The 24,509-nt window shown below is 70.9% G+C and carries 20 protein-coding genes; 10 read left to right on the top strand and 10 right to left on the bottom strand.

What is annotated here, in order from left to right:
* Positions 1-3: 3 nt before the first annotated feature.
* Genes MRBLWH10_RS10010 through MRBLWH10_RS10000 form a run of 3 tightly spaced genes read right to left on the bottom strand, consistent with a single transcriptional unit; the run spans position 4 to position 2,884 of the window.
* Positions 4-1,122: an Mrp/NBP35 family ATP-binding protein gene (locus MRBLWH10_RS10010; RefSeq protein ID WP_341939739.1), complete on the bottom strand. Its 1,119-nt coding sequence runs from the start codon at positions 1,120-1,122 to the stop codon at positions 4-6.
* Positions 1,119-1,622 carry a DUF1003 domain-containing protein gene (locus MRBLWH10_RS10005; protein WP_341939738.1) on the bottom strand — a complete coding sequence of 168 codons (504 nt, stop codon included), beginning with the start codon at positions 1,620-1,622 and terminating at the stop codon, positions 1,119-1,121. Before MRBLWH10_RS10005 ends, MRBLWH10_RS10010 begins: the two co-directional genes overlap by 4 nt.
* The gene (locus tag MRBLWH10_RS10000; RefSeq protein WP_105672524.1) at positions 1,622-2,884 is read right to left on the bottom strand and encodes a CBS domain-containing protein; all 1,263 of its coding nucleotides are present in this window, start codon (positions 2,882-2,884) and stop codon (positions 1,622-1,624) included. Before MRBLWH10_RS10000 ends, MRBLWH10_RS10005 begins: the two co-directional genes overlap by 1 nt.
* Positions 2,885-2,971: 87 nt before the next feature.
* On the opposite strand from MRBLWH10_RS10000, the gene MRBLWH10_RS09995 reads away from it, so the two are divergent.
* The 4 genes from MRBLWH10_RS09995 to MRBLWH10_RS09980 all read left to right on the top strand — a co-directional run bounded on the left by MRBLWH10_RS09995 (position 2,972) and on the right by MRBLWH10_RS09980 (position 6,197).
* Entirely contained in the window at positions 2,972-3,721 is a 750-nt protein-coding gene (locus MRBLWH10_RS09995) for a general stress protein (protein ID WP_341939737.1), read from the top strand.
* A 10-nt stretch (positions 3,722-3,731) separates the two neighbouring features.
* On the top strand, positions 3,732-4,385 hold the full coding sequence (locus MRBLWH10_RS09990) for an alpha/beta family hydrolase (RefSeq protein WP_341939736.1): 654 nt from the start codon (positions 3,732-3,734) through the stop codon (positions 4,383-4,385).
* A 14-nt stretch (positions 4,386-4,399) separates the two neighbouring features.
* Positions 4,400-5,584, top strand: a complete 1,185-nt coding sequence (locus tag MRBLWH10_RS09985; RefSeq protein ID WP_341939735.1) for an aminotransferase class I/II-fold pyridoxal phosphate-dependent enzyme — start codon at positions 4,400-4,402, stop codon at positions 5,582-5,584.
* A 220-nt stretch (positions 5,585-5,804) separates the two neighbouring features.
* Positions 5,805-6,197 carry a VOC family protein gene (locus MRBLWH10_RS09980; RefSeq protein ID WP_341939734.1) on the top strand — a complete coding sequence of 131 codons (393 nt, stop codon included), beginning with the start codon at positions 5,805-5,807 and terminating at the stop codon, positions 6,195-6,197.
* A 177-nt stretch (positions 6,198-6,374) separates the two neighbouring features.
* Here the strand turns inward: MRBLWH10_RS09980 and MRBLWH10_RS09975 are convergent, their stop codons facing one another.
* Together MRBLWH10_RS09975 and MRBLWH10_RS09970 are read right to left on the bottom strand one after the other, a co-directional pair.
* Positions 6,375-7,796, bottom strand: a complete 1,422-nt coding sequence (locus tag MRBLWH10_RS09975; protein ID WP_341939733.1) for an aminopeptidase P family protein — start codon at positions 7,794-7,796, stop codon at positions 6,375-6,377.
* A 122-nt stretch (positions 7,797-7,918) separates the two neighbouring features.
* The gene (locus tag MRBLWH10_RS09970; RefSeq protein WP_341939732.1) at positions 7,919-8,941 is read right to left on the bottom strand and encodes an endonuclease/exonuclease/phosphatase family protein; all 1,023 of its coding nucleotides are present in this window, start codon (positions 8,939-8,941) and stop codon (positions 7,919-7,921) included.
* Between the two features lie 82 nt (positions 8,942-9,023).
* Between MRBLWH10_RS09970 and MRBLWH10_RS09965 the strand changes: the two genes are divergently transcribed.
* Positions 9,024-9,887, top strand: coding sequence for a PHP domain-containing protein (locus MRBLWH10_RS09965; protein ID WP_341939731.1), 864 nt, complete (start codon positions 9,024-9,026; stop codon positions 9,885-9,887).
* 70 nt (positions 9,888-9,957) lie between these two features.
* On the opposite strand, the gene MRBLWH10_RS09960 is transcribed toward MRBLWH10_RS09965, so the two are convergent.
* Positions 9,958-11,475, bottom strand: a complete 1,518-nt coding sequence (locus MRBLWH10_RS09960; protein ID WP_341939730.1) for a DEAD/DEAH box helicase — start codon at positions 11,473-11,475, stop codon at positions 9,958-9,960.
* 191 nt (positions 11,476-11,666) lie between these two features.
* Here MRBLWH10_RS09960 and MRBLWH10_RS09955 point away from each other — a divergent pair, with 191 nt between their 5' ends.
* Positions 11,667-12,383, top strand: a complete 717-nt coding sequence (locus MRBLWH10_RS09955; RefSeq protein WP_105672518.1) for a ferritin-like fold-containing protein — start codon at positions 11,667-11,669, stop codon at positions 12,381-12,383.
* Here the strand turns inward: MRBLWH10_RS09955 and MRBLWH10_RS09950 are convergent.
* From MRBLWH10_RS09950 to MRBLWH10_RS09940, 3 genes are read right to left on the bottom strand one after another with little or no spacing between them, the layout of a single operon-like run.
* The gene (locus MRBLWH10_RS09950) at positions 12,334-12,885 is read right to left on the bottom strand and encodes a hypothetical protein (protein WP_341939729.1); all 552 of its coding nucleotides are present in this window, start codon (positions 12,883-12,885) and stop codon (positions 12,334-12,336) included. The genes MRBLWH10_RS09955 and MRBLWH10_RS09950 overlap by 50 nt on opposite strands.
* Positions 12,886-12,889: 4 nt before the next feature.
* Entirely contained in the window at positions 12,890-13,177 is a 288-nt protein-coding gene (locus MRBLWH10_RS09945) for a hypothetical protein (RefSeq protein WP_105672517.1), read from the bottom strand.
* A gap of 6 nt (positions 13,178-13,183) precedes the next feature.
* On the bottom strand, positions 13,184-13,408 hold the full coding sequence (locus MRBLWH10_RS09940) for a DUF3107 domain-containing protein (protein ID WP_045259005.1): 225 nt from the start codon (positions 13,406-13,408) through the stop codon (positions 13,184-13,186).
* Between the two features lie 156 nt (positions 13,409-13,564).
* On the opposite strand from MRBLWH10_RS09940, the gene MRBLWH10_RS09935 reads away from it, so the two are divergent.
* The gene (locus MRBLWH10_RS09935; protein WP_341939728.1) at positions 13,565-16,774 is read left to right on the top strand and encodes an ATP-dependent DNA helicase; all 3,210 of its coding nucleotides are present in this window, start codon (positions 13,565-13,567) and stop codon (positions 16,772-16,774) included.
* Positions 16,771-20,238 carry an ATP-dependent DNA helicase gene (locus MRBLWH10_RS09930; RefSeq protein ID WP_341939727.1) on the top strand — a complete coding sequence of 1,156 codons (3,468 nt, stop codon included), beginning with the start codon at positions 16,771-16,773 and terminating at the stop codon, positions 20,236-20,238. The genes MRBLWH10_RS09935 and MRBLWH10_RS09930 overlap by 4 nt, the downstream gene beginning before the upstream one ends.
* On the opposite strand, the gene MRBLWH10_RS09925 is transcribed toward MRBLWH10_RS09930, so the two are convergent.
* Positions 20,184-21,458 carry a phosphotransferase gene (locus tag MRBLWH10_RS09925; protein WP_341939726.1) on the bottom strand — a complete coding sequence of 425 codons (1,275 nt, stop codon included), beginning with the start codon at positions 21,456-21,458 and terminating at the stop codon, positions 20,184-20,186. The two genes, MRBLWH10_RS09930 and MRBLWH10_RS09925, sit on opposite strands and share 55 nt — an antisense overlap.
* 97 nt (positions 21,459-21,555) lie before the next feature.
* Between MRBLWH10_RS09925 and nudC the strand changes: the two genes are divergently transcribed.
* Positions 21,556-22,437 carry an NAD(+) diphosphatase gene (nudC, locus tag MRBLWH10_RS09920; protein WP_341939725.1) on the top strand — a complete coding sequence of 294 codons (882 nt, stop codon included), beginning with the start codon at positions 21,556-21,558 and terminating at the stop codon, positions 22,435-22,437.
* Positions 22,434-24,155, top strand: a complete 1,722-nt coding sequence (locus MRBLWH10_RS09915) for an ATP-dependent helicase (protein ID WP_341939724.1) — start codon at positions 22,434-22,436, stop codon at positions 24,153-24,155. The genes nudC and MRBLWH10_RS09915 overlap by 4 nt, the downstream gene beginning before the upstream one ends.
* Positions 24,156-24,509: the final 354 nt, after the last annotated feature.

Below are 24,509 nucleotides of genomic sequence, written 5' to 3'. Positions count from 1 at the left end.
GCGTCAGCTCACCCGCATCGGCAGGGAGCGCCCGGCGAGCCCGCGTCCCTGCTCCGTGAGCGAGCGGGCGAGGTCGCGGATGGCGATGGCCGCTGCGTCCGCCGGATCGCCGATCACGACGGGGACGCCCTCGTCGCCGCCGACCCTCAGCGCAGGGCTGAGCGGGATGCTGGCGAGCAGCGGGACGTGGCCGTCGGTCGAGAGCGCGTCGGCGACCGCAGCGCCTCCTCCGGAGCCGAACAGGTCGATCACGGAGCCGTCCGGCAGTGTGAACGCCGCCATGTTCTCGACGACGCCGATCACGCGCTGTCCGGTCTGGCGTGCGACGAGGCCGCTGCGGATGGCGACGTCGGATGCCGCCGCCTGCGGCGTGGTGACCACGAGGACCTCGGCGTGGGGCAGGATCTGCCCGATCGAGATCGCGATGTCGCCCGTACCGGGGGGCATGTCGATCAGCAGGATGTCGAGGTCGCCGAAGAAGACATCGGTGAGGAACTGCTGCACCGTGCGGTGCAGCATCGGTCCGCGCCAGGCGACCACGGCCTCTCCGTCGCGGAGGAACATGCCGATCGAGATCGTCTTCACCCCGTGCGCCACAGGGGGGAGCATGAGGTCGTCGATGCGGGTCGGCTGCGTGCCGGCGGGGATGCCGAGCAGCCCGGGGATCGAGAAGCCGTGCACATCGGCGTCGACCAGTCCGACGGCGAGCCCCTGCTCGGCGAGGGCCACGGCGAGGTTCGCGGTCATGGTGGACTTTCCCACCCCGCCCTTGCCGCTGGAGACGAGGATGACCCTGGTCAGGGAGTCGGGGCCGAACGGCATCTGCCTCGCGGGCCTGCCGTCGCGGAGCTTCTCGGTGAGGGCCTTGCGCTCGGCCGGTGTCATGACGCCCACCTCGACGTCGACCTCGTCGACCCCGGGAACGGATGCCGCGGCCGCCCGCACCTCCGACTCGATCCGCGCTGCGGCGGGGCAGCCCACGATCGTGAGCACGATGGCGACGTGCGCCCTCGTGCCCTCGAGCGAGATGTCGCGCACCATGTCGAGGTCGCCGATCGGGCGGCGCAGCTCGGGGTCGGTGACCGCCGAGACCGCCGAGCGGATCGCGTCGGCGGAGGTCATGACTTCTTGTCTGGGGTGTCGTCGAGCTCGGCGAGCAACGCCTTCAGCTCCTGACGGAGCACGTCGCGCGTGACGGCCTGCGCGTTGCGCTCCTCGAGCGACATGCGCAGCGCGACGATCTCGCGGGCGAGGTACTCGGTGTCGGCGAGGTTGCGCTCGGCGCGCTGCCGGTCCTGCTCGATCTGCACGCGGTCCCGGTCGTCCTGCCGGTTCTGCGCGAGCAGGATGAGCGGAGCCGCGTAGGAGGCCTGCAGAGACAGCATCAGGGTCAGGGCGGTGAACCCGAGTGCGGCGTCGTCGAAACGGACGCTGTCGGGCATCAGCGTGTTCCAGCCGATCCAGAGCACGCAGAACAGGCTCAGGAGCAGCAGGAACGCGGGTGTGCCCATCGCCCGCGCGATCCATTCGGTGAAGCGGCCGAAGCGGTCGCGCGAGACGGGCTTCTGGCGAACCGCGCCGCGGCCGAGGGGCGCATCGAGCCTGGCGTTGTTCTTCGCCATCAGCGCACCTCCTTCGCCGGCTGCTCGTCGTCGTCGTGCGTGCGCCAGTCGTCGGGCAGCAGGTAGTCGAGCACGTCGTCGACGCTGATCGCTCCGACGAGGCGGTGGGCGGCGTCGATGACCGGAAGCGACACGAGGTCGTAGCTGGCGAGCATCCTGGCCACCTCGGCGGCGGACGCCGTGACGGGGACGGGTTCGAGGCTGTCGTCGACGATCGCGCCGAGGCGCTCGTGCGGGGGATAGCGCAGCATGCGCTGGAAGTGCACGACGCCGAGCAGGCGCCCGGTGGGTGTCTCGAACGGCGGGAGGGTCACGAACACCGCGGCGGCGAGGGCGGGGTGCAGCTCGTGACGCCGGATCAGCGCGAGCGCCTCGGCGACCGTCGCGTCGGCTGAGAGGATGATCGGCTCGGGCGTCATCAGACCGCCCGCCGTGTCGGGGCCGTAGCGCAGCAGCATCCTGACGTCCTCGGCCTCCTCCGGCTCCATCAGGGCCAGCAGGTGCTCCAGACGCTCGGGCGGGAGCTGAGCGAGGAGGTCGGCCGCGTCGTCGGGCTCCATCTCGTCGAGGACGTCGGCGGCGCGCTCGTCGCCCAGGCGATCGAGGATGTCGACCTGATCGTCTTCGGGCATCTCCTCGAGGGCGTCGGCGAGACGGTCGTCGGAGAGCTCCTCCGCCACCTCGATCAGACGCTGCTGAGGCAGGTCGAGCAGCGTCGTGGCGAGGTCGGCCGCGTGCAGCTCGGAGTACGAGGCGACCAGCTGCTCCGCCGACTGGGACTCGCCGGGTGCGCGTTCCTCCGAGACCTCGCTCCATGCGGCGAAAGTGGTCGGCCCCTTCGCGAAGGGGGAGGCGCTGGTCTTCGGCCTGCGGAGGAACAGCTGGCTGATGGCCCACTCGCCGAGGCGGTTCGGCTCGATCGCGACGTCCTCGATCACGGCGGTGCCGCTGCCGTCGACGAGGCTGACGCGTCTGCCCAGCAGCTCGGCGAGCACGCGCACCTCGCCGGCGCGCGGGGAGAACCGGCGCACGTTGATCAGGCCGGTGCTGATGACCTGGCCGGCGCGGATCGAGGTGACGCGTCCGATCGAGAGGAACACCTGCCTGCGTCCGGGGATCTCCACCACGAGACCGATCACGCGCGGGGCGGCGGTACTTCGGTACACGATGACGACGTCACGGACTTTGCCGAGCCGGTCGCCCACGGGGTCGAAGACGGCGCAGCCTGCCAGGCGCGCGGCGAATACCCGTTGTGTGCTCACCCGTCCAGCGTAGTGCGCGCCTCCGTGTGAGCGGCCCCGGTTCGCCGCGCAGAGCCAGCGTCCAGAGGGGCATGGAACAATGGCCGGATGAGCATGTTGAACCGTCCGGCAGGCAGCAACGACACCGGCGAGGTCGTCGCCTCGGTGCGAGACTACGAGAGCGCGCAGAAGACGGTGTCGAAACTCATCGCCGAGGAGGTGCCGGCGCGTGACATCGCCATCATCGGCCAGAGCGTCCGCACCGTCGAGCGCATCACCGGCCGCCTCGGCTACGCCGCAGCCGCGCGCTCGGGGGCGATCAACGGCGTGCTCATCGGACTCTTCCTCTCCGCGATCCTCGTGCTCGGCAACCCCGACGTGCCGATCCAGCTCTTCGTCGGCTTCGTCTTCATCGGCGTCGCGCTCGGGATGCTGCTCAGCCTGGTGACCTATGCGATCGTCCGCCGCCGGCGCGACTTCGCGAGCGTCACCCAGTTCGCGGCCGACCACTACGAGGTCACCGTGCTGCCGGCATCGGTCGCCAAGGCGCGCAAGGTCCTCGGCGCCGTGCGTCAGACGACCGTCGCTCGGCCCCCGGTGAACCTCGACGAGCCGCCCAGGTACGGTGAGCGGATCCCGGCCGCCGGTGCGGCCCCCGCGACGCCCGCCGCGCCGGTGATCCCGCCGCGTCCCGCCGACCCGGTGCCGCAGGACGCGGCCCCCGCCGATGCCGCACCCGCCGCGGAGTCGGCAGCGGCCGCATCCGCGGATGAGTCCGTCGCGGCGCCGCAGAGCGAGGGTGATGCGTCCGAGGCTCCCGTGCAGCAGGACGGCGAGCAGGCCGAGCCGAAGCAGTGAGCGCGGCCTCGTGACGGTCGCGATCGAGGTCGAGCTGCCGACCGGGGTCACGACCGTGTCGGCCGACTGGGATCAGGGCACGAACGGGGCGACGGTCGTCATCGCGCACGGTGCAGGCACGGGCAAGGACCATCCGTTCCTGACCGGTTTCGCCTCCGGGCTGTACGAGCAGGGGTTCTCCACGCTGCGCTTCAACTTCCCCTACGTCGAGCTGGGGCGGCGGATGCCCGGTCCTGCCGCTCATGCGATCGCGACCTGGAACGCGGTCGTCGGCTTCGCGCGATCGGTTGACCCCGAGGCGGCGATCTGGGCTGCGGGCAAGTCCTACGGCGGACGGATGGCGTCGATGGCGGTCGCGGAAGGGATGACGGTGGACGGTCTCGTCTACCTCGGGTATCCGCTGCACGCGCCGGGCAAGCCGGAGAAGCCGCGCGCGGAGCATCTGCCGGCTATCGCGGTTCCCCAGTTGTTCATCGAGGGGACGAACGATCCCTTCATCCAGCCGGTGTCGCAGTTCGACGAGGTGGTCGCGACCTGTCAGGACGCGCGCGTCGTCTGGATCGAGGGCGGCGGGCACACCTTCGAGATCAAGGGCCACCGGCGCGAGGCATCCGATATCGGGTCATCATTGGTCACATTCGTATCGGAGTTCGCGGGGCGCTGAGAGCATGGAGGCGTATGGGTACCTCACACGCTTACGACGCGATCGGCATCGACCAGCTCCGGCAGACCGGCAGCTTCAAGTGGTCGACCTATCCTGACGCCATCGGCGCGTTCATCGCCGAGATGGACTTCGGTGTCGCGCCCGCGATCAGCGACGCGCTGACCGGGTCGGTCGGGGCCCTCGTCGGGTATCCCACTCCCGCCCTCGTCGACGCGATGGCGGGCGCGTGCGCGCGCTTCCTCGACGATTCCTACGGCTGGAAGGTCCCCGCAGAGCGCATCCGCCCGGTCGGCGACGTGCTCATCGCGATGCGCGCCACGATCGATCACTTCACCGCGCCCGGGTCGAAGATCATCCTGCCGACCCCGGCGTACATGCCGTTCCTGAAGATCCCGCCGATGCACGACCGCGAGATCATCGAGGTCCCGCTGCTGGTTCAGGACGGCAGGTACGTGTTCGACCTCGACGGACTGGACAGGGCCTTCGCCGACGGCGGCGGGATGCTCATCCTGTGCAACCCGTACAACCCCGTGGGGCGCGTGTTCACGCGCGAGGAGCTGCTGGCGATCTCGGAGATCGTGGAGCGGCACGGCGGACGCGTGTTCTCCGACGAGATCCACGCCCCGCTGGTGTTCGCGCCGCACGTGCACATCCCGTACGCGAGCATCAGTGAGGCCGCCGCGAACCACACCATCACGTCGACGAGCGCGTCGAAGGCGTGGAACCTGCCCGGTCTGAAAGCCGCGCAGGTGATCCTCAGCAACGACGCGGATGCCGCCGTCTGGGCCACCCCCGTCGTGACGCGCAACGAACTGCTCGCGAGCAACCCCGGGATCATCGCGAACACCGCGGCCTACGACGACGGGCGGGAGTGGCTCGCGGACACGCACGCCTACCTCGACGGGAACCGTCGACTGCTGGGCGAGCTGCTCGCCGCACAGATCCCCGAGATCGGCTACACCCCAGCGGAGGGGAGCTACATCGCCTGGCTCGATGCGCGCGGTCTCGGCATCGACGGGTCGCCCGCCGACTTCTTCCGCGAGCACGCGGGGGTCGCGCTCACCGACGGCATCGCGTGCGGGGCGCCGGGTGACGGATTCCTGCGGTTCATCCTGGCCACGCCGCGCCCGATCATCGTGCAGGCCGTGGAGCAGATGGCCGCGGCGCTCGCGCGACGCGGGGCGCCGGTCGGCGTCTGACGGCAGTCACGGATCTCCGAGGCCTGGTGACCGGGGCCTGGGATGGGGTGCTGGCGCGGGTCCGAACGTCCGATTCCCGGCTGAACTGCGGCGCTTCGCCCCGGTTCCGGCAGATCCGTGCCGATCTCTCCGGATCTCGGGGTGTCTTCCGGAACTCGGAGGGGCTTCGCGGGGAGCTAGCATGCCTGAGGGGCGGAGCACGGACGATCAGGAGGCGGCGATGAGCGGACTGCATCACATCGAAGTCTGGGTCGACGACCTCGACGGAGCGATCTCCTCGTGGGGGTGGCTGCTCGACCGGCTCGGCTATGCAGTGACGGCGCAGTGGCCGGGGGGAGCCAGCTGGGGAGACGGCGGCGCCTACATCACCCTGACGACCTCACCGAACCTTGCGGATGCCGCGCACGACCGGCGCCGCTCGGGCGTGAACCACCTCGCCTTCCTCGGCGGGACGAGAGCGGAGGTGGATGCCGTCATGCGAGAGGCACCTGGGCGCGGCTGGACCTCGCTCTACTCCGACCGTTACCCGCACGCGGGCGGTCCCGACCACTACGCCGGATGGATCGAGAACGCCGCGGGGTTCAAGGTCGAGATCGTCGCCGAGGCGCCCTGAGCCTCCGGGCATCCTGCCGCCCGAATGACCAGTCCCACCACCTCTGCCCCCGAGGGGCTGTGCGCACGGCATCCGGTCGCCGACCCCGCCCCGAGATGCGGAAGACCGCCCGTGTTCCGGACAGATTCTCGCGAATCATCCGGAACCCGGGCGGTCTTCCGTGTGCGGTGCAGGTGCTCAGGCCTGGACGCGCGCGATCCACGCCTCGATCTCGTCGGCGGTGCGGGGGATGTCGGCGGAGAGGTTGACCGGTCCGTCCTCCGTCATGAGGATGTCGTCCTCGATGCGCGCGCCGATGCCGCGGTACTCGGCGGGGACCGTGAGGTCGTCGATCTGGAAGTACAGGCCGGGCTCGATCGTGAAGACCATGCCCGGCGCCAGGATGCCGTCGTAGTACATCTCGCGGCGGGCCTGGGCGCAGTCGTGCACGTCGATGCCGAGGTGGTGCGAGGTGCCGTGGACCATGTAGCGGCGGTGCTGGCCACCGGCATCCGCGTCCAGCGCCTCTTCGGCGGTCACCGGGAGCAGGCCCCACTCGGCGGTGCGGGCGGCGATGACCTTCATGGCCGCGCCGTGCACCTCGCGGAACGGCACGCCGATCTGCGCGGCGGCGAAGGCGGCGTCGGCCGCCTCGCGCACCGTCTCGTACACGCGGCGCTGCACCTCGCTGAAGGTTCCGGAGACGGGCAGCGTGCGGGTGATGTCCGCCGTGTAGAGGCTGTCGGCTTCGACTCCGGCGTCGACGAGGATCAGGTCTCCCGGCACGACGGCTCCGTCGTTGCGGGTCCAGTGCAGGTAGCAGGCGTGGGGTCCGGATGCGGCGATCGTGTCGTAGCCCTCGCCGTTGCCGTCCTCGCGTGCACGGCGGTGGAAGACGCCCTCCACGACGCGCTCGCCGCGGGCGTGAGAGGTGGCCTGGGGGAGTGCGCGGATGATGTCGTCGAAGCCGTTCGCCGTGATCTCGACCGCTCGGCGCATCTCGGCGATCTCGAACTCGTCCTTGATGAGGCGCAGCTCGGAGACGAAGCGGTCGAGCTCGTCGGAATCGCCGAGCGTGAGGTCGTCCGCTCCGGCGGCGAAGGCGTCCAGGTGATCGGTCGCGATGTCGAGATCGGCGGCGACACCGGCGAGGGCCGGTCGGGGGCCGATCCAGAACTCGCCGATCGCGGCATCGGCGTAGAACTCCGTCGTCGTGCGGTCGGCGCGCTCACGGAAGTACAGGGTGATGTCGTGGCCGGCATCCGTCGGCTCGAACACGAGCACCGAGTCGGGCTCGGAGTCGGACGCCCACCCGGTGAGGTGCGCGAACGCGGAGTGCGCGCGGAACACGTAGTCGGTGTCGTTGCTGCGCTGCTTGAGGGATCCTGCGGGGATCACGAGGCGCTTCCCGGGGAACGCCGCGGACACGGCCGCACGGCGGGCGGCGGCGTACGGAGCTTGCTCCCGCGCGGACGGCAACGACTCGGGGCGCTCGGCCCATCCGGTGGAGATGGTGTCGAGGAAGCCCTGCGGGAACGGCTGCTTGCGGTTCGTGGTGCTGTTCTCGATGACGGTCTCGGCGCTGGTCTCGGCGATCGTGTCGCGTTCTCCGGTGTTCATCCCTCAAGTCTGTCATTGCGCGGGCTGTTTCGTCGCGCCGTGCGGGTCGCCGGAAGGAGGTGCAGACGATTCGTCTCGTGGCCGAGGGTGCTCGGCGCCGCAGGGCGGCGATTCGTCTCGGCTCAGCCCGCGGGCTCGAGCTGCACGACGAGACCGCGATGATCGCTCCCTGCGGCGTCGCCGATGATCGACGATCCGGTGGGCGTCCAGTTCTGCGAGGCCATGACGTGGTCGATGGGCGCGCTCAGCAGCTCGGGGAGCGAGCTGGGCCAGGTGCCGCTGAAGCCGTTGCCGGTGCGCGACGCGGCGTCCCGGCAGTAGCCCAGGTCTCCTCCGCCTGTGCCGAGCGACGCCATGTGGTCGATCGTGGCGTTGAAGTCGCCGGCGAGGATGACATCGCCCTGCGGGCACTGATCGGCGATCCACTGCAGATCGCTGCGCCACTGGCCCATCTCCTCCCTGCGCGGAGCGACAGCATGCACGGCGACGATGGTCGGCCCTGTGCCGTCGATGGGCATGAGGACGACGCTGGGCACCTGTGCCGTGTTGCTGGTGCCGTCTGTCGACGACTCGATCACCGAGTACTCGCCCATGTCGGGGGAGACCAGGACCGTCGTCTGCCACGACTTCGGGCCGTCCACGACGTCGGGCTTGTACTGCACGTTGTGCACCCACATCGGATGCCCCTGCGCGCGCAGCATGATCGCGATCTGCTCTCCGACGGCCTCCGTGGTCTCGGGGAGGGCGACGACGTCGGCCCCGCTGTCGAGGATCTGCCGTGCGATCGTCTCCGCCGGGACGACCTCGCCCGCGGTGTTCCAGCTCAGGACCCGCACGCTCGACTCCGTCGCAGCGGGGAGGGTGTCGCCGCCGAAGCCCCGGCTCATGCCGATCGCTCCGGTCGCACCGGCGCCCAGCAGCGCGACGATGAGGACGGACGCCGCGAAACCCCGCAGCGGCCGCGCGAACAGGAGCAGCAGCGAGAGCACGGCGATGAGGAGCAGCGCCCCGAGCACGACGCCGCGAGCGGCGACGATCTGCGTGAACGGGAAGGTCTGCTCGAGTCGGAAGAACTGCGGCCACACGGCGATCGCCGTCGCGATCGCGAGCAGCACGGTGAACAGGATCCCCAGTAGTCGAAGCATCCCTCCCAGCCTATGAGCCGTGTCTGGGAAGTCCCTGCCGCGGCGCGGGCCTCGTGCCGTCGCGGCTCGGTACGCTCGGAGGATGGCCTCATCGTTCGCCGGTCCCGCCGACCTGCACCTCCACTCGAATCAGTCGGACGGCACGGAGGCGCCAGCGGAGGTCATGCGACAGGCCCACTCCCATGGCGTCCGGACCGCGGCCCTCACCGATCACGACCGCACGACCGGGTGGCAGGAGGCCGGTGACGCCGCCGTCGCGCTGGGCATGACCTTCATCCCGGGGATGGAGCTGTCGGCCAAGCACGAGTGGCGCAGCGTGCATGTGCTGGGCTACCTGTTCGACCCGGCGGATCCGGCACTCCGCGCAGAGACCGATCGCATCCGCGACGACCGGATCGGTCGTGCGGAGAGGATCGTCCGCAGCATCGGCCGCGACTACGACCTGCACTGGGACGACGTGCTCGCGCAGACTACGGAGGACGCGACGGTGGGGAGGCCGCACATCGCCGACGCCCTCGTCGCCCGCGGCATCGTGCGCGACCGCACGGAGGCGTTCGACGGCATCCTGCACCCGCGGGAGGGCTACTATGAGCCGCACTACGCGCCGGACCCGCTCACCGCCGTGCGGCTCATCACGGAGGCAGGAGGGGTCGCGATCATCGCGCATCCCGTGACGTCCGGACGAGATCGGATGATGCCCGTTCCCTACATCGAGCGTCTGATCGGCGCGGGGCTCGGCGGCTTCGAGATCGATCATCGGGAGAACACGGCCGCGGGCAAGAGGATGCTGCACGAGATCGCCGCAGCTCATGACCTCATCGTGACCGGGTCGAGCGACTACCACGGCGCCGGCAAGCCGAACCGCCCGGGGGAGAACACCACCTCCGATGAGATGGTGGCGCGGCTCATCGCCCGTGCAACGGGCACCGCCCCCCGCTACCCCTGAGGGGTCTCGGCACGAACGTCGGGAACGACGAAGGGGCGGATGCCGCAGCATTCGCCCCTTCTCAGATCGTTCAGGCGCCGGTGACCGGCGCTGCTCCGGTTCCACCGGAACCACCGCGACGGCGACGGCGACGGCGAGCGGGTGCCGGCTTGCCGTCGTGATGCTCCTTGCCTGCGCCGTCGTGAGTTCCGGCGCCCTCGGCGCCGCGATCGGCGGCCTGACCGGAGTCGGACGCGGATGACGACGACTCGGTCGCACCTTCGGCGAAGGTCGACCCGACGGCCGCAGAACCGCCGCGGCGACGACGGCGGCGGCGGGTGCCTCCTTCGTCGGTGCCCTCGGCCGCGGCATCCGCTGCGCGCTCGGGGCGCGGAGCCCGTGCCGGCTTCTCGGCCTTGGGGGCCGTCACCAGGCGGCCCTTGGTGCCGGCGGGGATGTCGAGGTCGCTGTAGAGGTGCGGGCTCGACGAGTACGTCTCGACGGGCTCCGGCTGACCGAACTCGAGCGCCCGATTGATGAGGGCCCACTTGTGCAGGTCCTCCCAGTCGACGAAGGTGACCGCGATACCGGTCTTGCCCGCGCGACCGGTACGACCGGCGCGGTGCAGGTACGTCTTGTCCTCATCGGGGATCGTGTGGTTGATGACGTGGGTCACGTCGTCGACGTCGATGCCTCGTGCCGCGACGTCGGTCGCGACGAGCACGTCCTTCTTCCCGGCCTTGAACGCCGCCATCGAGCGCTCGCGCTGATCCTGACCCATGTCGCCGTGCACGCCGCCGACGTTGAAGCCGCGGTCGCCCAGCTCGTCGACCAGACGCTGCGCCGCACGCTTGGTGCGGGTGAAGATCACGGTCTTGCCGCGGCCCTCGGCCTGGAGGATGCGGGCGATGACCTCGTCCTTGTCGAGCGAGTGCGCGCGGTAGACGAGGTGCTTGATGTTGGCCTGGGTGAGGCCCTCGTCGGGATCGGTGGCGCGGATGTGGATCGGGTTGTTCATGAACCGACGCGCGAGAGCGACGATCGGCCCGGGCATGGTCGCCGAGAACAGCTGCGTGTGCCGCACCGCCGGGACCTTCTGGAAGATCTTCTCGATGTCGGCGAGGAAGCCGAGGTCGAGCATCTTGTCGGCCTCGTCGAGCACGACCTCGGTCGCGTTCGACAGGTCGAGGAGGCGCTGGCCCGCGAGGTCGATGAGTCGACCGGGGGTGCCGACCACGATCTGCGCGCCGGCCTTGAGCTGGTCGATCTGACCCTCGTAGGCCTTGCCGCCGTAGATGGCCACGACGCTGGTCGAGCGGTTGCTGGTGAGCAGATCGATGTCCTCGTACACCTGCACCGCGAGCTCGCGGGTGGGCACCACGATGAGCGCCTTGACGCCGTGCTCGGGGTTCTGGCCGAGTCGCTGGACGACGGGGATGCCGAAGCCGAAGGTCTTGCCCGTTCCGGTCTTCGCCTGTCCGATGATGTCCTGGCCGGGGAGGCCGAGCGGAATGGTCTGCTCCTGGATGGGGAACGCGTCGACGATGCCCTTTGCGGCGAGTGCGTCGACGATGTCCTGATCGATTCCTAGATCAGAGAAAGTTGTCACTGTGTTCAGATGCCTGTCCGGCGACATGGAGAGTCGCCTCGTCACGGATCCACGCCGTCTCTTGTGCCACAGGCGCGGGGCCCCGCTCCGACGGCGGGGACGGGACCAGCCTACCCGAGGCGTGCTCCGACCCTCGGGATGGCTTCTCCCCGAGTAGTGTGATCCCGTAGTCGATCGGTTGGGGAGCATCCGTGGTCAATTGGTTCTGGAATCGGAGCAGGGCTCCTCGTCGCACCCTCGCGCTGCGCAGCAGGGGCGATCAGGGCGGTGCGACGCGCGTCGACTTCGCCGAGCTCGCACCCGAGTTGAATCGCTTCCTCGGGCAGGCGGCCTACCTGCAGCTCGGCTACTTCGAGACCCTCACCCGTCTGATCCGCGCCACCCCCGAGCTCTCCGAGAAGGAGTCGCTGTCCCGCGCCGCGGGGGCGACCCTCACGAAGCATCGGGCGATCGTGGACCTCATCTCCGAACGCGGCGAGGATCCCACCCAGCTCATGCTCCCGTTCCGCGAGAACCTCGACGCGTTCCGTCGCAAGACGATCGGCGCCCGCCCTCGCGAGACCATGCTGGCCGTCTACATCACCGCGGGCATGCTGGACGACTTCTACCTCGCGCTGGCGTCGAGCTACGGCGACATCGGCGAGAAGGTGCGGACGATCCTCAGCGAGGACGACGCCCGCCACGAGATCGTCGCGATCATCCAGGAGACGATCGAGAGCGACGAGGAGTGGCGTTCGCTGCTGTCGATGTGGGCCAGACGGCTCGTCGGGGACACGATCCTGGTCTGCCGCTCGGCGCTGCGCCCCGAGAGACTCGCCGCCGCAGACGACGAGAGGATCGAGCCCGTCTACACGGAGCTCATGGGCGCGCACGCCCGCAGGATGGACGCGATGGGCCTCGCGTCCTGACGACGTCGTCGTGCCGCCACTCCGTGGCGCGCTCCAGCCGACGGGTGAGTCGCCAGGCGATGACCATCGGGATCACCCCGAACGACATGTCGATGAGCTGCCAGCCGAGCGGGATGCCCCGGATCCCACCGGCGATGAGCGCGAGCGGGATGATGCCGGCGCAGGCGATCACGCCGAACTGGATGACCCAGACGTTGCGCACGGGGTCGATCAGCGGGCCGATGAAGACGACCGCGATGACGAGGTGCGCGAACGCCAGCCAATCGGTGCCGTACGACATGAACGGGTAGCGGTCGCCGACGTCGACGAGGGCCTGCGACACCCGCTCGACCCAGGCGACGGCGTCGGGGAACCACGCGGCGACGGGGGAGTCGCGCAGGATGCCCGACGCGAGTCCGAGTTCCTCGCGCAGCGGGAACGCCGTGACGCCGCTGACGATCAGCCCCAGCATCATCACGACGATGCAGAGGCGGATCCAGAAGAGGGTCCGGCGTCTGTCCACCGGTTCAGATGCCGAGCGCGGCCCTGGCCTCGGCGTCCCGACCGGTGCGGACGCGGACGAGCACGATCGTCGCGAGGGCGGCGATCACCGCGGAGCCGAGAACGCTCGCCAGCCACAGCCAGATGCTGCCTTCGCCGACACCGGCCCACTGCAGGCCCGTGTAGACCAGAGCGGCGACTGCGGTCGCGATCGCCGGAGTGACGGCGACGCCGCGCAGTTCACGTCCGCCGATCAGGTAGTGCGCGGCGATGCCGAGCACGCACGCGCCGATGAGTGCGAGGAGGATGTACATCGCGGGTCAGGCGACGAAGCCGACGCGGCGCGACTCTTCGGTGCCCAGCTCGATGTAGGCGAGGTTCGCGGTCGGGACGAGGTAGGAGTTGCCCTTCACGTCGGCGAAGTCGAGGTGCGTGGAGCTCTGCTCGAGGGCTGCGGTGACCTTGGCGCGCACCTCGTCGGCGCTGGCGGAGGTCTCGAAGTTCAGTTCGCGGCCGGTGTTGACGATGCCGATGCGGATTTCCACGCGTGCTCCCTGTGGTTGATGCTGCTGACTGTGCCCAACTCTACCCCGGCGGCGGTCGCGGGGATCGGCGGTCGCCGCCGGTTTCGCCGTGAGCGCACGCGGGCGTCACCGCGGGCGGGAGGGCCGATGTCCGGACATCCCAGTAGCGTGGAATCCGTGACTCAGGATGCCGCACAGCGAGCCGTCGTCGCCGCTGCTGCGGCGGCGTCCGGTGTGATCATCGGCGCCCCCGGCACGGGAAAGACCCGCACCCTCGTCGACCGCGTCGTGCACCTGCTCGACGTCGAGGGGATGCGGCCGGAGGAGGTGCTGGTCCTCACGCCGAGCCGCCAGGCGGCCACCGCGCTCCGCGACCGCATCGGCGTGCGCATCGGCCAGGCCACGCCGGGTCCTCTGGCCCGGTCGCTCGGGTCCTTCGCGTTCCAGCTCGTTCGCGGGGCGATGGTCAGGGCGGGCCAGGAGCCCCCGGCGCTGCTCACGGGCGCCGACCAGGACAGGCTCATCGCCGAACTGCTCGCCGGAGACGAGGAGGACGGGCACATCTCGTGGCCCGACGCCCTCAGCCCGTCGGTGCGGGCCTCGAAGGGCTTCCGCTCCGAGCTGCGCGCGCTCATCGCGGAGTGCGTCGAGATGGGCGCGTCACCGGACGAGCTCAGAACGGCCGGAGATCCGACCTGGGCGGCCGTGGCGGACTTCCTCGTGGAGTACCGCACGGTGCTCGACGCCGCCAGGGCCGCCCACCGCGACGCCGCCGACCTCCTCGCGGAGGCGGGAGAGATCCTGCGGACCGCCGACGCGGCGACCCTCGGCCCCCTCGCGTCGCTGCGAGCGGTGCTGATCGACGACGCGCAGGAGCTCACCCGCGGCGGGGTGGCCGTCGTGCAGGCGCTCCGAGGCAGGGACATCGCCGTGCTCGCGTTCGGCGATCCCGACATCTCCTCCGGCGCCTTCCGGGGCGCCAGCCCCGAGCTCTTCGCTCGGCTCGCCGGCGCACTGGGCGACGTGCACGTGCTCGACGGTCCTCACCGGCAGGCGCCGGCGCTCACCGCGCTGAACCGCACGGTCACTCAGGCCATCGGCGCCTCCGGCCGGGTGGATCACCGCCGCGCGCCCGCTCCCGTCGGCGCGGACGAGACGACCGAGGCGGTGAGCACGTTCATCGCCCCGTCGCCCTACGAGGAGCTCGACAGGATCGCCGGGGTGATGCGCGACTGGCACCTCGCAGGCGGCATCCCCTGGGACAGGATGGCGGTCATCGCGCACGACACCCGTCAGGTGACGACCCTCGAGGGTGAGCTCGCCGCGCGTGAGATCCCGACCAGAGCGGCCGGTGTGCAGCGTCCGCTGGGCAGCGAGAGCATCGTGCGCGACATCGTCGAGGCGGTGCGGCTCGCGCTCACGCCCGTCGAGGAGCGCACTCCGCAGATGCTGGAGGAGGCGCTGCGCACGCCGTTCGGCGGGATGGACGCCATCGGCCTCCGTCGCCTGCGTGCGCGGCTGCGGCACATCGAACTCGAACAGGGCGGATCCACCCCGGCGCGCGAGCTCCTGCGCCAGGCGTTCGCCGCGCCCGCGCACTTCACCCTCATCGATGCGGCCGAGTCGCGCACCGCCTCGCGGTTCGCGGAGACGATCGCCGCGGTGTCGGCGGCGGCCGAGCGGGGCGAGACGATCCATGACCTGCTGTGGCGGATCTGGGACCAGGCACGCGCCGTCGACGGTCGGCGTCTGCAGGTGGCGTGGCGGGAGATGGCGCTGCAGGCGTCCGGGGCGGAGACGGCGCGGGCGCTCGACGCGCTGGTCTCGCTCTTCGATGCGGCCAAGAGGTTCGTCGAGCGCACGCCGAACGAGAAGCCCGACGTCTTCGTGCGCGACATCCTCGACAGCGAGGTGCCGGAGGACTCGCTGTCGAGCCCCGACCGTCCGGGGCGCGTCACGCTGCTGACTCCCGCGACGGCGCTGGGAACCGAGTTCGACGCCGTCGTCGTCGCCGGTGTGCAGGACGGCATCTGGCCCAACGTGCGGCTGCGCGGCGGGATGCTGCAGACCTGGCGGCTGGCCGATGCGCTCTCCGCCGTGCGCGACGGAGTGGTCGTCCCCGAGCCCGGTGTCCTCGATCGGCGGCGTGCGGCCCTGCACGACGAGCTGAGGCTGTTCGTGCGTGCGGTGTCGCGAGCGCGCACGCGGCTGCTGATCACCGCGGTCGACGACGACGACCTGACGCCGAGCCCGTTCTTCGGGTTCCTGCCGAAGCCTGATCCGCCGGAGCTGCACGCGTCCGCCGAGCATCCGCTCACCCTTCGCGGCCTGGTCGCGCGTCATCGTCGGATCCTCACCACCTCGTCCTCACCCGCGGCGAGAGCCGAGGCCGCTGCGCAGCTTGCCGTGCTGGCGCGTGAGGGCGTGCCCGGCGCAGACCCCTCCGATTGGTACGGGGTGACTCCGCCGACGACCGACGCGCCGCTGCGCGATCTCGCCGTCGACGGGGCGAAGGTGTCGCCGTCGAAGATGGAGTCGTTCGAGGAGTGCGGCGTGAACTGGGTGGTCTCGGCGCTCGGCGGGGACACGGTGATGCCCCCCACGGCCGGAATCGGCACGATCGTGCACGAGGCGATGGAGAAGGTGCCGGACGGAGACCTCGAGCGGATGCGCGCGATCGTGGAGGAGCACTGGCCGGAGCTCGACTTCGAGACCGAGTGGATCGGACGCAAGGAGCGCAGACGCGCCGATCTTCTCGTGGATCGGCTGCACGCCTATCTCGGCGACGTGCGCGCCGACGGCGGTCGGGCGATCGCGAGCGAGGTGGAGTTCCGCTTCGCCGTCGACGTCGACGGCGAGCACGCCGTGCACGAGGTCGGGGAGGATCGGAGCGGGCAGGCGATCATCCACGGCTTCATCGACAGGGTCGAGGCGTACCCCGTCGGCTCCGGAGACCACAGTCATGCCCGAGGGCGCGGTTCGGCGCCGATCACCGCTGCTGCGGAGAACGAGAGGGTGGTCGTCGTCGACCTCAAGACCGGCAAGAACGACCCGGAGTCCGACTCCGGAGTGCTCGCCCACGCCCAGCTCGCGGCCTATCAGATCGCGGTGCAACAGGGACTCATCGACGGGGCCGACCCCACGGCGCTCGCCGGCGCGCGACTCGTCATCGTGTCGAAGACGCTGGCCAAGAGCGACTACCGCATCGCGCATCAGCACACCCTCGACGACGAGGGACGAGAGGCGTTCCTCCTGCGGGTGTCCGAGGCCGCGCGCGGCATGTCGGCGTCGAGTTTCACGGCTCAGGTCGAAGCGCACTGCGCCGACACGCAGGGCAACAGGGTCAAGCCCTGCCGCATCCACACCGTTCCGGCGGTGAGCGCATGACCCCGATCTGGCCCGGAACCCTCGGCCTCTCCGCCACCGACATCGCTGCGGCGCTCGGGCAGCCACCGCCCACCGCGGCGCAGCAGCGCGTGATCGAGGCGCCGCCCGCTCCCGCGCTCGTCGTCGCCGGCGCGGGCAGCGGCAAGACCGAGACCATGTCGGGACGCGTCGTCTGGCTCGTCGCGAACGGTCACGTGCGCCGGGATGAGATCCTCGGGCTGACGTTCACGCGCAAGGCGGCGGGAGAGCTCGCCGAGCGGATCGGCGTCAGGCTCGCGGTGATCGACGAGTACGGTCGTCGGGGTCTCCTGCCCCATCTCCCCGAGATCGTCTCATCGGGCGCGCTCCGCCGCGTCGACGAGGCGGTCGCTGGTCGCCAGCGCGAGCTCGTGCGCCGGCACGTGCTCGACGAGCTCGCGGAGTCGTACGGCACGGGGTGGGACCCTGCCACCCCGCGCACAGCCGAGGAGCTGATGATCCGCCCTCGCGTGTCGACGTACAACGCCTTCGCCGACGGCATCGTGCGCGAGCACGCCGCGCGCATCGGTCGGGACTCCGACGTCGCGATGCTCAGCCAGGCGGCATCCTGGATGCTGGCGCGCGAAGTCGTGCTGCGCAGCGACCTGGCCGAGCTCGAGGAGATCGAGTTCGCCGTCGGCACTGTGATCGACGCCGTCCAGCGCCTCGCCGGCGACGTTCTCGATCATCGGGTCGATCTCGACGAGGCCGTGCGCATCGCGGTCGCACAGGCTCGTGCGTTCGAGCCCTACACGAGCAACGACGTCATCGGGAAGGCCACGGCCAATCTGCTCAGCCTGTCGACGCTCGCCAGTCTGGTGCGCGACTACATCGCCGAGAAGGAGCGCCGCGGCGTGCTGGACTTCGCCGATCAGGTCGGCGGCGCGTACGACATCGTCGAGTCGGCGCCCGACGTACGGGAGGAGCTCCGCGAGCAGCACCGCGTCGTCCTGCTCGACGAGTATCAGGACACCTCGGTGATCCAGACCAGATTCCTCGCCGAGCTGTTCCGGGACTCCGCCGTCATGGCGGTGGGCGACCCGCACCAGTCGATCTACGGATGGCGCGGCGCCAGCGCCGACAACCTGTACGCGTTCTCCGGGGCCTTCTCCGGCGGTCACGGCGCGCAGACCTACAGCCTGATGACGAGCTGGCGCAACGACAGACGGATCCTCGACATCGCGAACGAGGTGCTGGTGCCGCTGCAGCGCCCGGGGCTCGACGTCCCGCCGCTCGACCCGCGCCCCGGCGCCGGAGACGGCAGGGCCGAGGTGCGCTTCGCGTTCACGGTCGACGACGAGGCGGACGACGTCGCCGCGTGGTTCGCCGACCGCCGGGCCGCGCACGATCAGGATGCCGCCGGGCGCCCGCACACCGGGGCGATCCTGTTCCGCTCGAAGAAGCACATGCAGACCTTCGCCGCGGCTCTCGCGGCGCGCGGCATCCCGCATCGCATCCTCGGGCTCGGCGGTCTGCTCTCGACCCCCGAGGTCGTCGACGTCGTCTCGACCCTTCGCGTGGTGCACGACCCGACCGCGGGTTCGGCGCTGATCCGCCTGCTCACCGGGCCGCGGTTCGGCGTCGGAGTCGCCGACATGGCCGCCCTCTACGACCTCGGTCGTCGTCTCTCGGAGACCGACACCGCGATGGGGCCGCTCCCGGAGGAGGTCCGCATCCGTCTGCGCTCATCGCGCGGCGCCGACGAGGCGATCTCGATCATCGACGCGGTCGACGTCGTGCGGGCCGTGCGTGACGACTACCGGATGCTGGACGGCATCAGCGCCGAGGGCCGCTCACGCATCCGGGCGGCGGGGGAGATGCTCGAGCGGCTGCGCCGGGCGTCATCGCAGCCGATCTCCGAGTTGATCAGACTCATCGAGCTCGAGCTGCGGCTCGACATCGAGCTCGCCGCGAACGAGACCAGAGGACCGGCTCGAGTCGCGGCGACGCAGCTGCGCGCCTTCGCCGACGAGGTGCGGGCGTTCCTCGCGGCCGACGAGCGGGGGACCATCGGGAGCCTGCTGGCCTGGTTGGACAAGGCCGAGAGCACGGACGAGCTGATGCCGCGGCCGGAGCCGCCGGAACCCGGTGTGGTGCAGCTGCTCACGATCCACGGCTCCAAGGGACTGGAGTGGGATGCCGTCGCGGTCGTGCGGCTGGTCGCCGACGAGCTGCCCAGCCGGCCGACCGACACCTCGGGGTGGTTCGGCTTCGGGGTCGTTCCGTTCGCGCTGCGCGGCGACCGTGACGCGCTGCCGCGCTTCACCTGGGATCCGGACGAGGCCGTCGCCGGCGAGGACGATCCGGCGAAGAGGCTCAAGGCAGGCGTCGCCTCGCTTACCAGCGCCAGCAAGAACGCCCCCGGAGCGCTCACGGTGTTCAAGGCGGCGTACCGCGACTACCAGCAACAGGAGGAACGGCGTCTCGCCTACGTGGCGGTGACCCGCGCGCGCACCGATCTGCTGCTCACCGGTGCGCACTGGGCGGGGCAGAAGAAGCCGCGTGATCCGAGCCCCTACCTGCTCGAGGCCATGGAGGTGCTGGGAACCGATCCGATCGAGCCCGTCGACCCCGAGGACAACCCATACGACGGTCCGGGCGCCACCCTCACGTGGCCGCTGGATCCCCTCGGAGCGAGGAGGCCGGTCGTCGAGGCCGCGTCGACCGCGGTGCACGCGGCCGCGGGGAGCGACCCGGAGCCCACGCCCGAACTGGCGCGGCTGCTCGCGGAGCGTGCCGCTCGACTGCGCGGAACGGATGCCGCGCCTCCGACGCGCGTGCCGGCGTCGAAGTTCAAGGACTACGTGACGGACTTCGGGGGCACGCTGTCGTCGATCGTGAGGCCGATGCCCGAACGGCCGTACCGGCAGACGCGTCTCGGCACCCTGTTCCACGCGTGGGTCGAGCATCGGAGCGAGCTGGTCGGGATCGGGACGCGGGTCGATGAGGCGCTCTGGGAGCTGGATGAGGACGATGCCGCGGCGGGGCCCGGAGACGTGTCGTCAGCGGATGCTGCCGATCTGACGGCGTTGCAGGAGACCTTCGAACGCAGCGAATGGGGTGCGCTGCAGCCCATCGCCGTCGAGATCGAGATCGACTTCGCGCTGGGCTCGGGCGCCGGTTCGGCGTCGGCGACCCTGGCAGAACCACGACATATTGTCATCTGCAAGCTCGACGCGGTGTACCGGCGCGAGGATCGCGGTGGCCGCATCGAGATCGTCGACTGGAAGACGGGCAAGGCGCCGCGCACGGCGGAGGAGCGCGAGGAGCGGATGCTGCAGCTCGCCCTGTACCGGCTGGCCTACCATCGCCGATTCGGCGTGCCTCTGGAGGAGATCGACGTCGCGCTCTATTACGTGGCGGACGACCTGGTGATCAGGGGCGACCGCGTCTACTCGGAGTCGGAGCTCTTCCAGCGCTGGAGTGCGGCGCGCGCAGCACGCTGAGCCTCGTCCTCCGGCTCACCCTCGGTCGCGGCGCGCTCGCGCTGCACGTCGGAGTCGTGCGGGGCGGTGGAGGTTCGTCCTTCGTCGTCCGCCTGCGCCGAGACCGAACGCACGGCGGAGAGGTCCTCGGTCTCCAGGCTGCCTACCTCGGCACGGTGCGCGGCCTCCGATGTCTCGGAGTCGAGGTCCTCATCGCGCCAGAGCTCGTCGGGGTTGTAGGCATCGGTCTGCATCGAGGTGTCGACCGCGGCGACCGTGCTCTCGGGCACGCGGTCCAGCGCGTCCATGGCGGAGTCGACGCCCTCGTTGCGGGCCGTGATCACCGTGAGGTCATCGGCGTGCAGGCCGTCGGCCAGAGCCTCGAGAAGAGCGGCCGCGTCGTCGACGATGTCGGGGCGGCGCAGGGAGTCGCCGTGCACGAGCCAGCGGGCGAACTCCAGTTCTGCGAGCAGTCGCCCTCTGACCTCGAGTGCGGCATCCGGCGTCCGGTCGGCCGCGCGGGCGTATGCGGCCTGCACATCGGCCGCGGCATCGGGCGCCGTCGAGAGCCATGCCAGGTCGACGGCAGGGTCTCCGACGGACAGGGCATGCCACCCCACGATGCCGGAGACCTCGGGGCCCCGCTCCGCATCGTCGTCGAAGAGGAAGGAGGTGGACTGCACGCCGCCGAGGGTCACGGTGGACTCGAAGCGCCAGAGATCGTCGTCGGCGACAGCCTCACGCCAGCGGACCGTCAGCCGCGCGGGTACACGGCCGGTCGCCGCCGCCGCATCGACGAGCCGTTCGATCTCGTCGCGGCTCTCCTGAGAGGTGCGGGTGAGGAGGCCGGCGCCGCGCACGACCGAGGTCGGCATGGCGTGCACTGCGGCGATCGCGGCGCCCATCGACTCCGCAGCGCCGCGCCCGGCGGGGACGTGCGCTGCTTCGATCTGGAAACCCGGGAGGAGTTCGGTCACCAGCGCCCTGGCATCGTCGAGACGGGTCTCGCCGATGTACTCGGGGGCGCGGAACGGCAGCATCGCGCGGGCGCCGGCGGTCAGCGCGCGCAGTGCGAGGGCTTCGGCGGCCAGCTCCGTCGCGGCCTCGTCGTCGTCGGCGACCCGGATCGCGAGCTCACGGCCGTCGCGCAGCGAGGCGACCGCGGAGTCGAACCGTCCGTCGCCATCGGCGGTCAGAGCGCGTGCGCCCGTCACCTCCGCTCCGGGCAGTGCGGCCGTCACTGCCGCGGCTAGAGTGAAAGGAGAGCGTCCCATACCCCCAGGGTAGGTCGGCTCAGGGGCTGTTCCGCCCCCGCCACGCCCGTGAGAGAGGGAGTCGATGACCATTCCGCACACGCCCATCGACCGCGCAGCCGATCTCCGCGCGGAGCCGGACGTCATCGAGAGACTGCGTGCGGAGGAGACGACCCGGGTGGTCGCCGTGCGTGAGGGGCGGGTGCGCGTCGACCGCGACGGTCTGCTCCTCGTCGCACCGTCGACGATCGCGGATGCGACCTGGGCTCTCCTGGGGCGCAGCTCTGAGGGCGCCGCCATCCTGCTCGCGGCTCTCGGGCCTGAGGCCGACACGATCGACGCGGCGCCGGACGAGACCTGGCTGGGACTCCGCGATCTCGGTGCGAGTCTCGGCGCCGACGACACCGAACTCCTCATCGAGGCGCTCGCCCTCGGCGGGTGGCTGCGCGACGCGCCGTTCTGCCCCGCGTGCGGTGGAGGCACCGAGCTGAGTCAGGCGGGCTGGTCCCGCCGGTGCCTGCAGTGCGGACGCGAGCACTTCCCGCGCACCGATCCGGCCGTGATCGTCGCGGTCGAGAGCGCTGACGGCGAGCGCCTGCTGCTGGGCGCCAACGCCAACTGGGCCGGACGCATGTACTCCTGCTTCGCGGGGTTCACCGAGGCGGGGGAGTCGCTGGAGTCCACCGTTCATCGGGAGATCGAGGAGGAGTCCGGCGTGCGGCTGTCGTCGCTGCGCTACGTCTCCTCGCAGCCGTGGCCGTTCCCTCGTTCCCTCATGCTCGGCTTCCGCGCCGTCGTGGTGGACGAGAACGAGGCGCGCCCAGACGGCGAGGAGATCATCGACGTGCGCTGGTTCTCCCGCGCAGAGATCGGCTCCGCGCTCGCCGGAGAGGGCCCGGTGGGTCTGCCGGGGCCGGCCTCCATCGCCCGCGCGCTGATCATCGCCTGGTACGAGGAGCGCGCGTGAGCGCGCTGGAGGCACTCGACGAAAGGCAGAGGCAGGCGGCATCCGTCCTGCGGGGGCCTGTCGCGGTGCTCGCCGGGGCCGGCACGGGAAAGACCCGCGTGATCACGCACCGCATCGCGCACGGCGTCGACACCGGGGCGTACTCGCCCTCGCGGGTGATGGCCGTGACCTTCACCGCGAAGGCCGCCGGCGAGCTGCGGGGCCGACTGCGGGCCCTCGGCGTCGAGGGCGTCGCGGCGCGCACCTTCCACGCCGCCGCGCTCGCGCAGCTCAACTTCTTCTGGCCCACGCTCGCCGGAGCGCCCGCGCCGGGCATCATCGACAACAAGGTCCGGATGCTCGGACAGGCGGCCGACGCCATGCGGCTGCGCCCCAGCACGGCGACGCTCAGGGACATCGCGTCGGAGATCGAGTGGCGCAAGGTCTCGATGCTCTCGATCGACCAGCATGCCGCGCTCGGCCGCACGGTGAGCGGCGTCGACGCCACGCAGCTGGTCGAGCTGCAACGGGCCTACGAGGCGCTGAAGGACGAACGTCACCAGCTCGACTTCGAGGACGTGCTCCTCGCCTGTGCGGGCATGCTCGAGGCCGAGCCGCGGGTCGCGGCGTCCGTGCACGAGCAGTACCGGCACTTCACCGTCGACGAGTACCAGGACGTGTCGCCCCTGCAGAACCGGCTGCTGGAGCTGTGGCTCGGAGACCGGCGCGACATCTGCGTCGTCGGCGACGCGAGCCAGACGATCTACTCGTTCGCTGGCGCCGAGCAGCGGTTCCTCCTGGAGTTCGAGCGCCGTCATCCCGATGCCACCGTCGTGCGCCTGGAGACGAACTACCGATCGCAGGCGCCCATCCTCGAAGCAGCAAACGCCCTCATGCACGGGCGTCCTGGCGCACTCGAGCTGGTCCCCGCGCGCGATTCGTTCAGCGCGGATCCGCCGACGGTCACGGCCTTCGACACGGAGGGGGAGGAGGCGGCGGGCATCGCCGCGGCGATCTCCGCGCGGATCGAGGCGGGGGCTTCCCCCGCCGACATCGCCGTGCTCTACCGCGCACACGCGCAGTCCGCCGTGCTCCAACAGGCGCTCGCCGCGGAGGGCATCGCGACGAGCGTGCTCGGCGGCACCCGCTTCTTCAACATGCCCGAAGTGCGTCAGGCGATCCTCGCACTCCGGGCTGCCGCTGTGGCCCCGACCGAGCACTCCTTCCTCGCCGGGGTGCAGCGGGTGCTCCGCGAGCTCGGCCTCACGGAGGAGCCGCCCGCGGCGGGCGGTGCGCAGCGCGACGGCTGGGAGGCCAGGCGCGCGATCCTCCGTCTTGCGGAAGAGGCGGGCCCCGACGCGACGCTGCGCGGCTTCAGCGACGCGCTGATGGCCAGGGCCAAGGACCAGCACGAGCCGACCATGCGCACGGTGACGCTGTCGACCCTGCACGCCGCGAAGGGCCTCGAATGGCCCCACGTGCACCTCGCGGGCTGGGCCGAGGGATCGCTGCCGATCTCGTATGCGACGGGCTTCGAGGCGATCGACGAGGAGCGCCGACTCGCGTACGTCGGCGTCACGCGGGCCGCGCGAACGCTGTCGCTGTCCTGGTCTCGCTCGGCCGGCCGAGGCGAACGGGCGCCGTCGAGGTTCCTCGCAGAGATCGGGACGACGGCACGCGGCACCGGCAATCTTCGTGAAACGACACCGAGCGCCACGATCGGCCGCGCGTCGCGCTGACCTCCGCGTACGTCCCCACCTCCGCCGCGTCGGAGAGCAGGCGGGCGGCCAGCGTCGCGGCCTCCGCGACGCGCGCGGCGGAGATCGGGCCGGCGCCGCGACCGATCAGCTGGGTGTGCAGCCGCGGCCACGCGGGGTCACGATCGCGCTCGTGGCCGTCTCGACAGGCCAGGCAGGCCGACCGTCCCGGGATCACGAGGGGCCCCACCGTCGTCCTGCCGCGCTCGAACGCGACCGGCAGGTGCGTCGTGTCCTCGCGCAGGTAGCGGGCGAACTGGAGCGCAGCGGCGGCACCCTGCACGAGGATCACGCCGACATCCTCACGGCTCTCGCGGCGCCCCAGGGAGACGCCCT

It is taken from the genome of Microbacterium sp. LWH10-1.2 (assembly GCF_038397765.1).
GTDB classification, from domain to species: Bacteria; Actinomycetota; Actinomycetes; order Actinomycetales; family Microbacteriaceae; genus Microbacterium; species Microbacterium natoriense.
The sequence above is the reverse complement of the archived record's forward strand: the minus strand, read 5'-3'. Positions and strand labels throughout refer to the sequence as shown.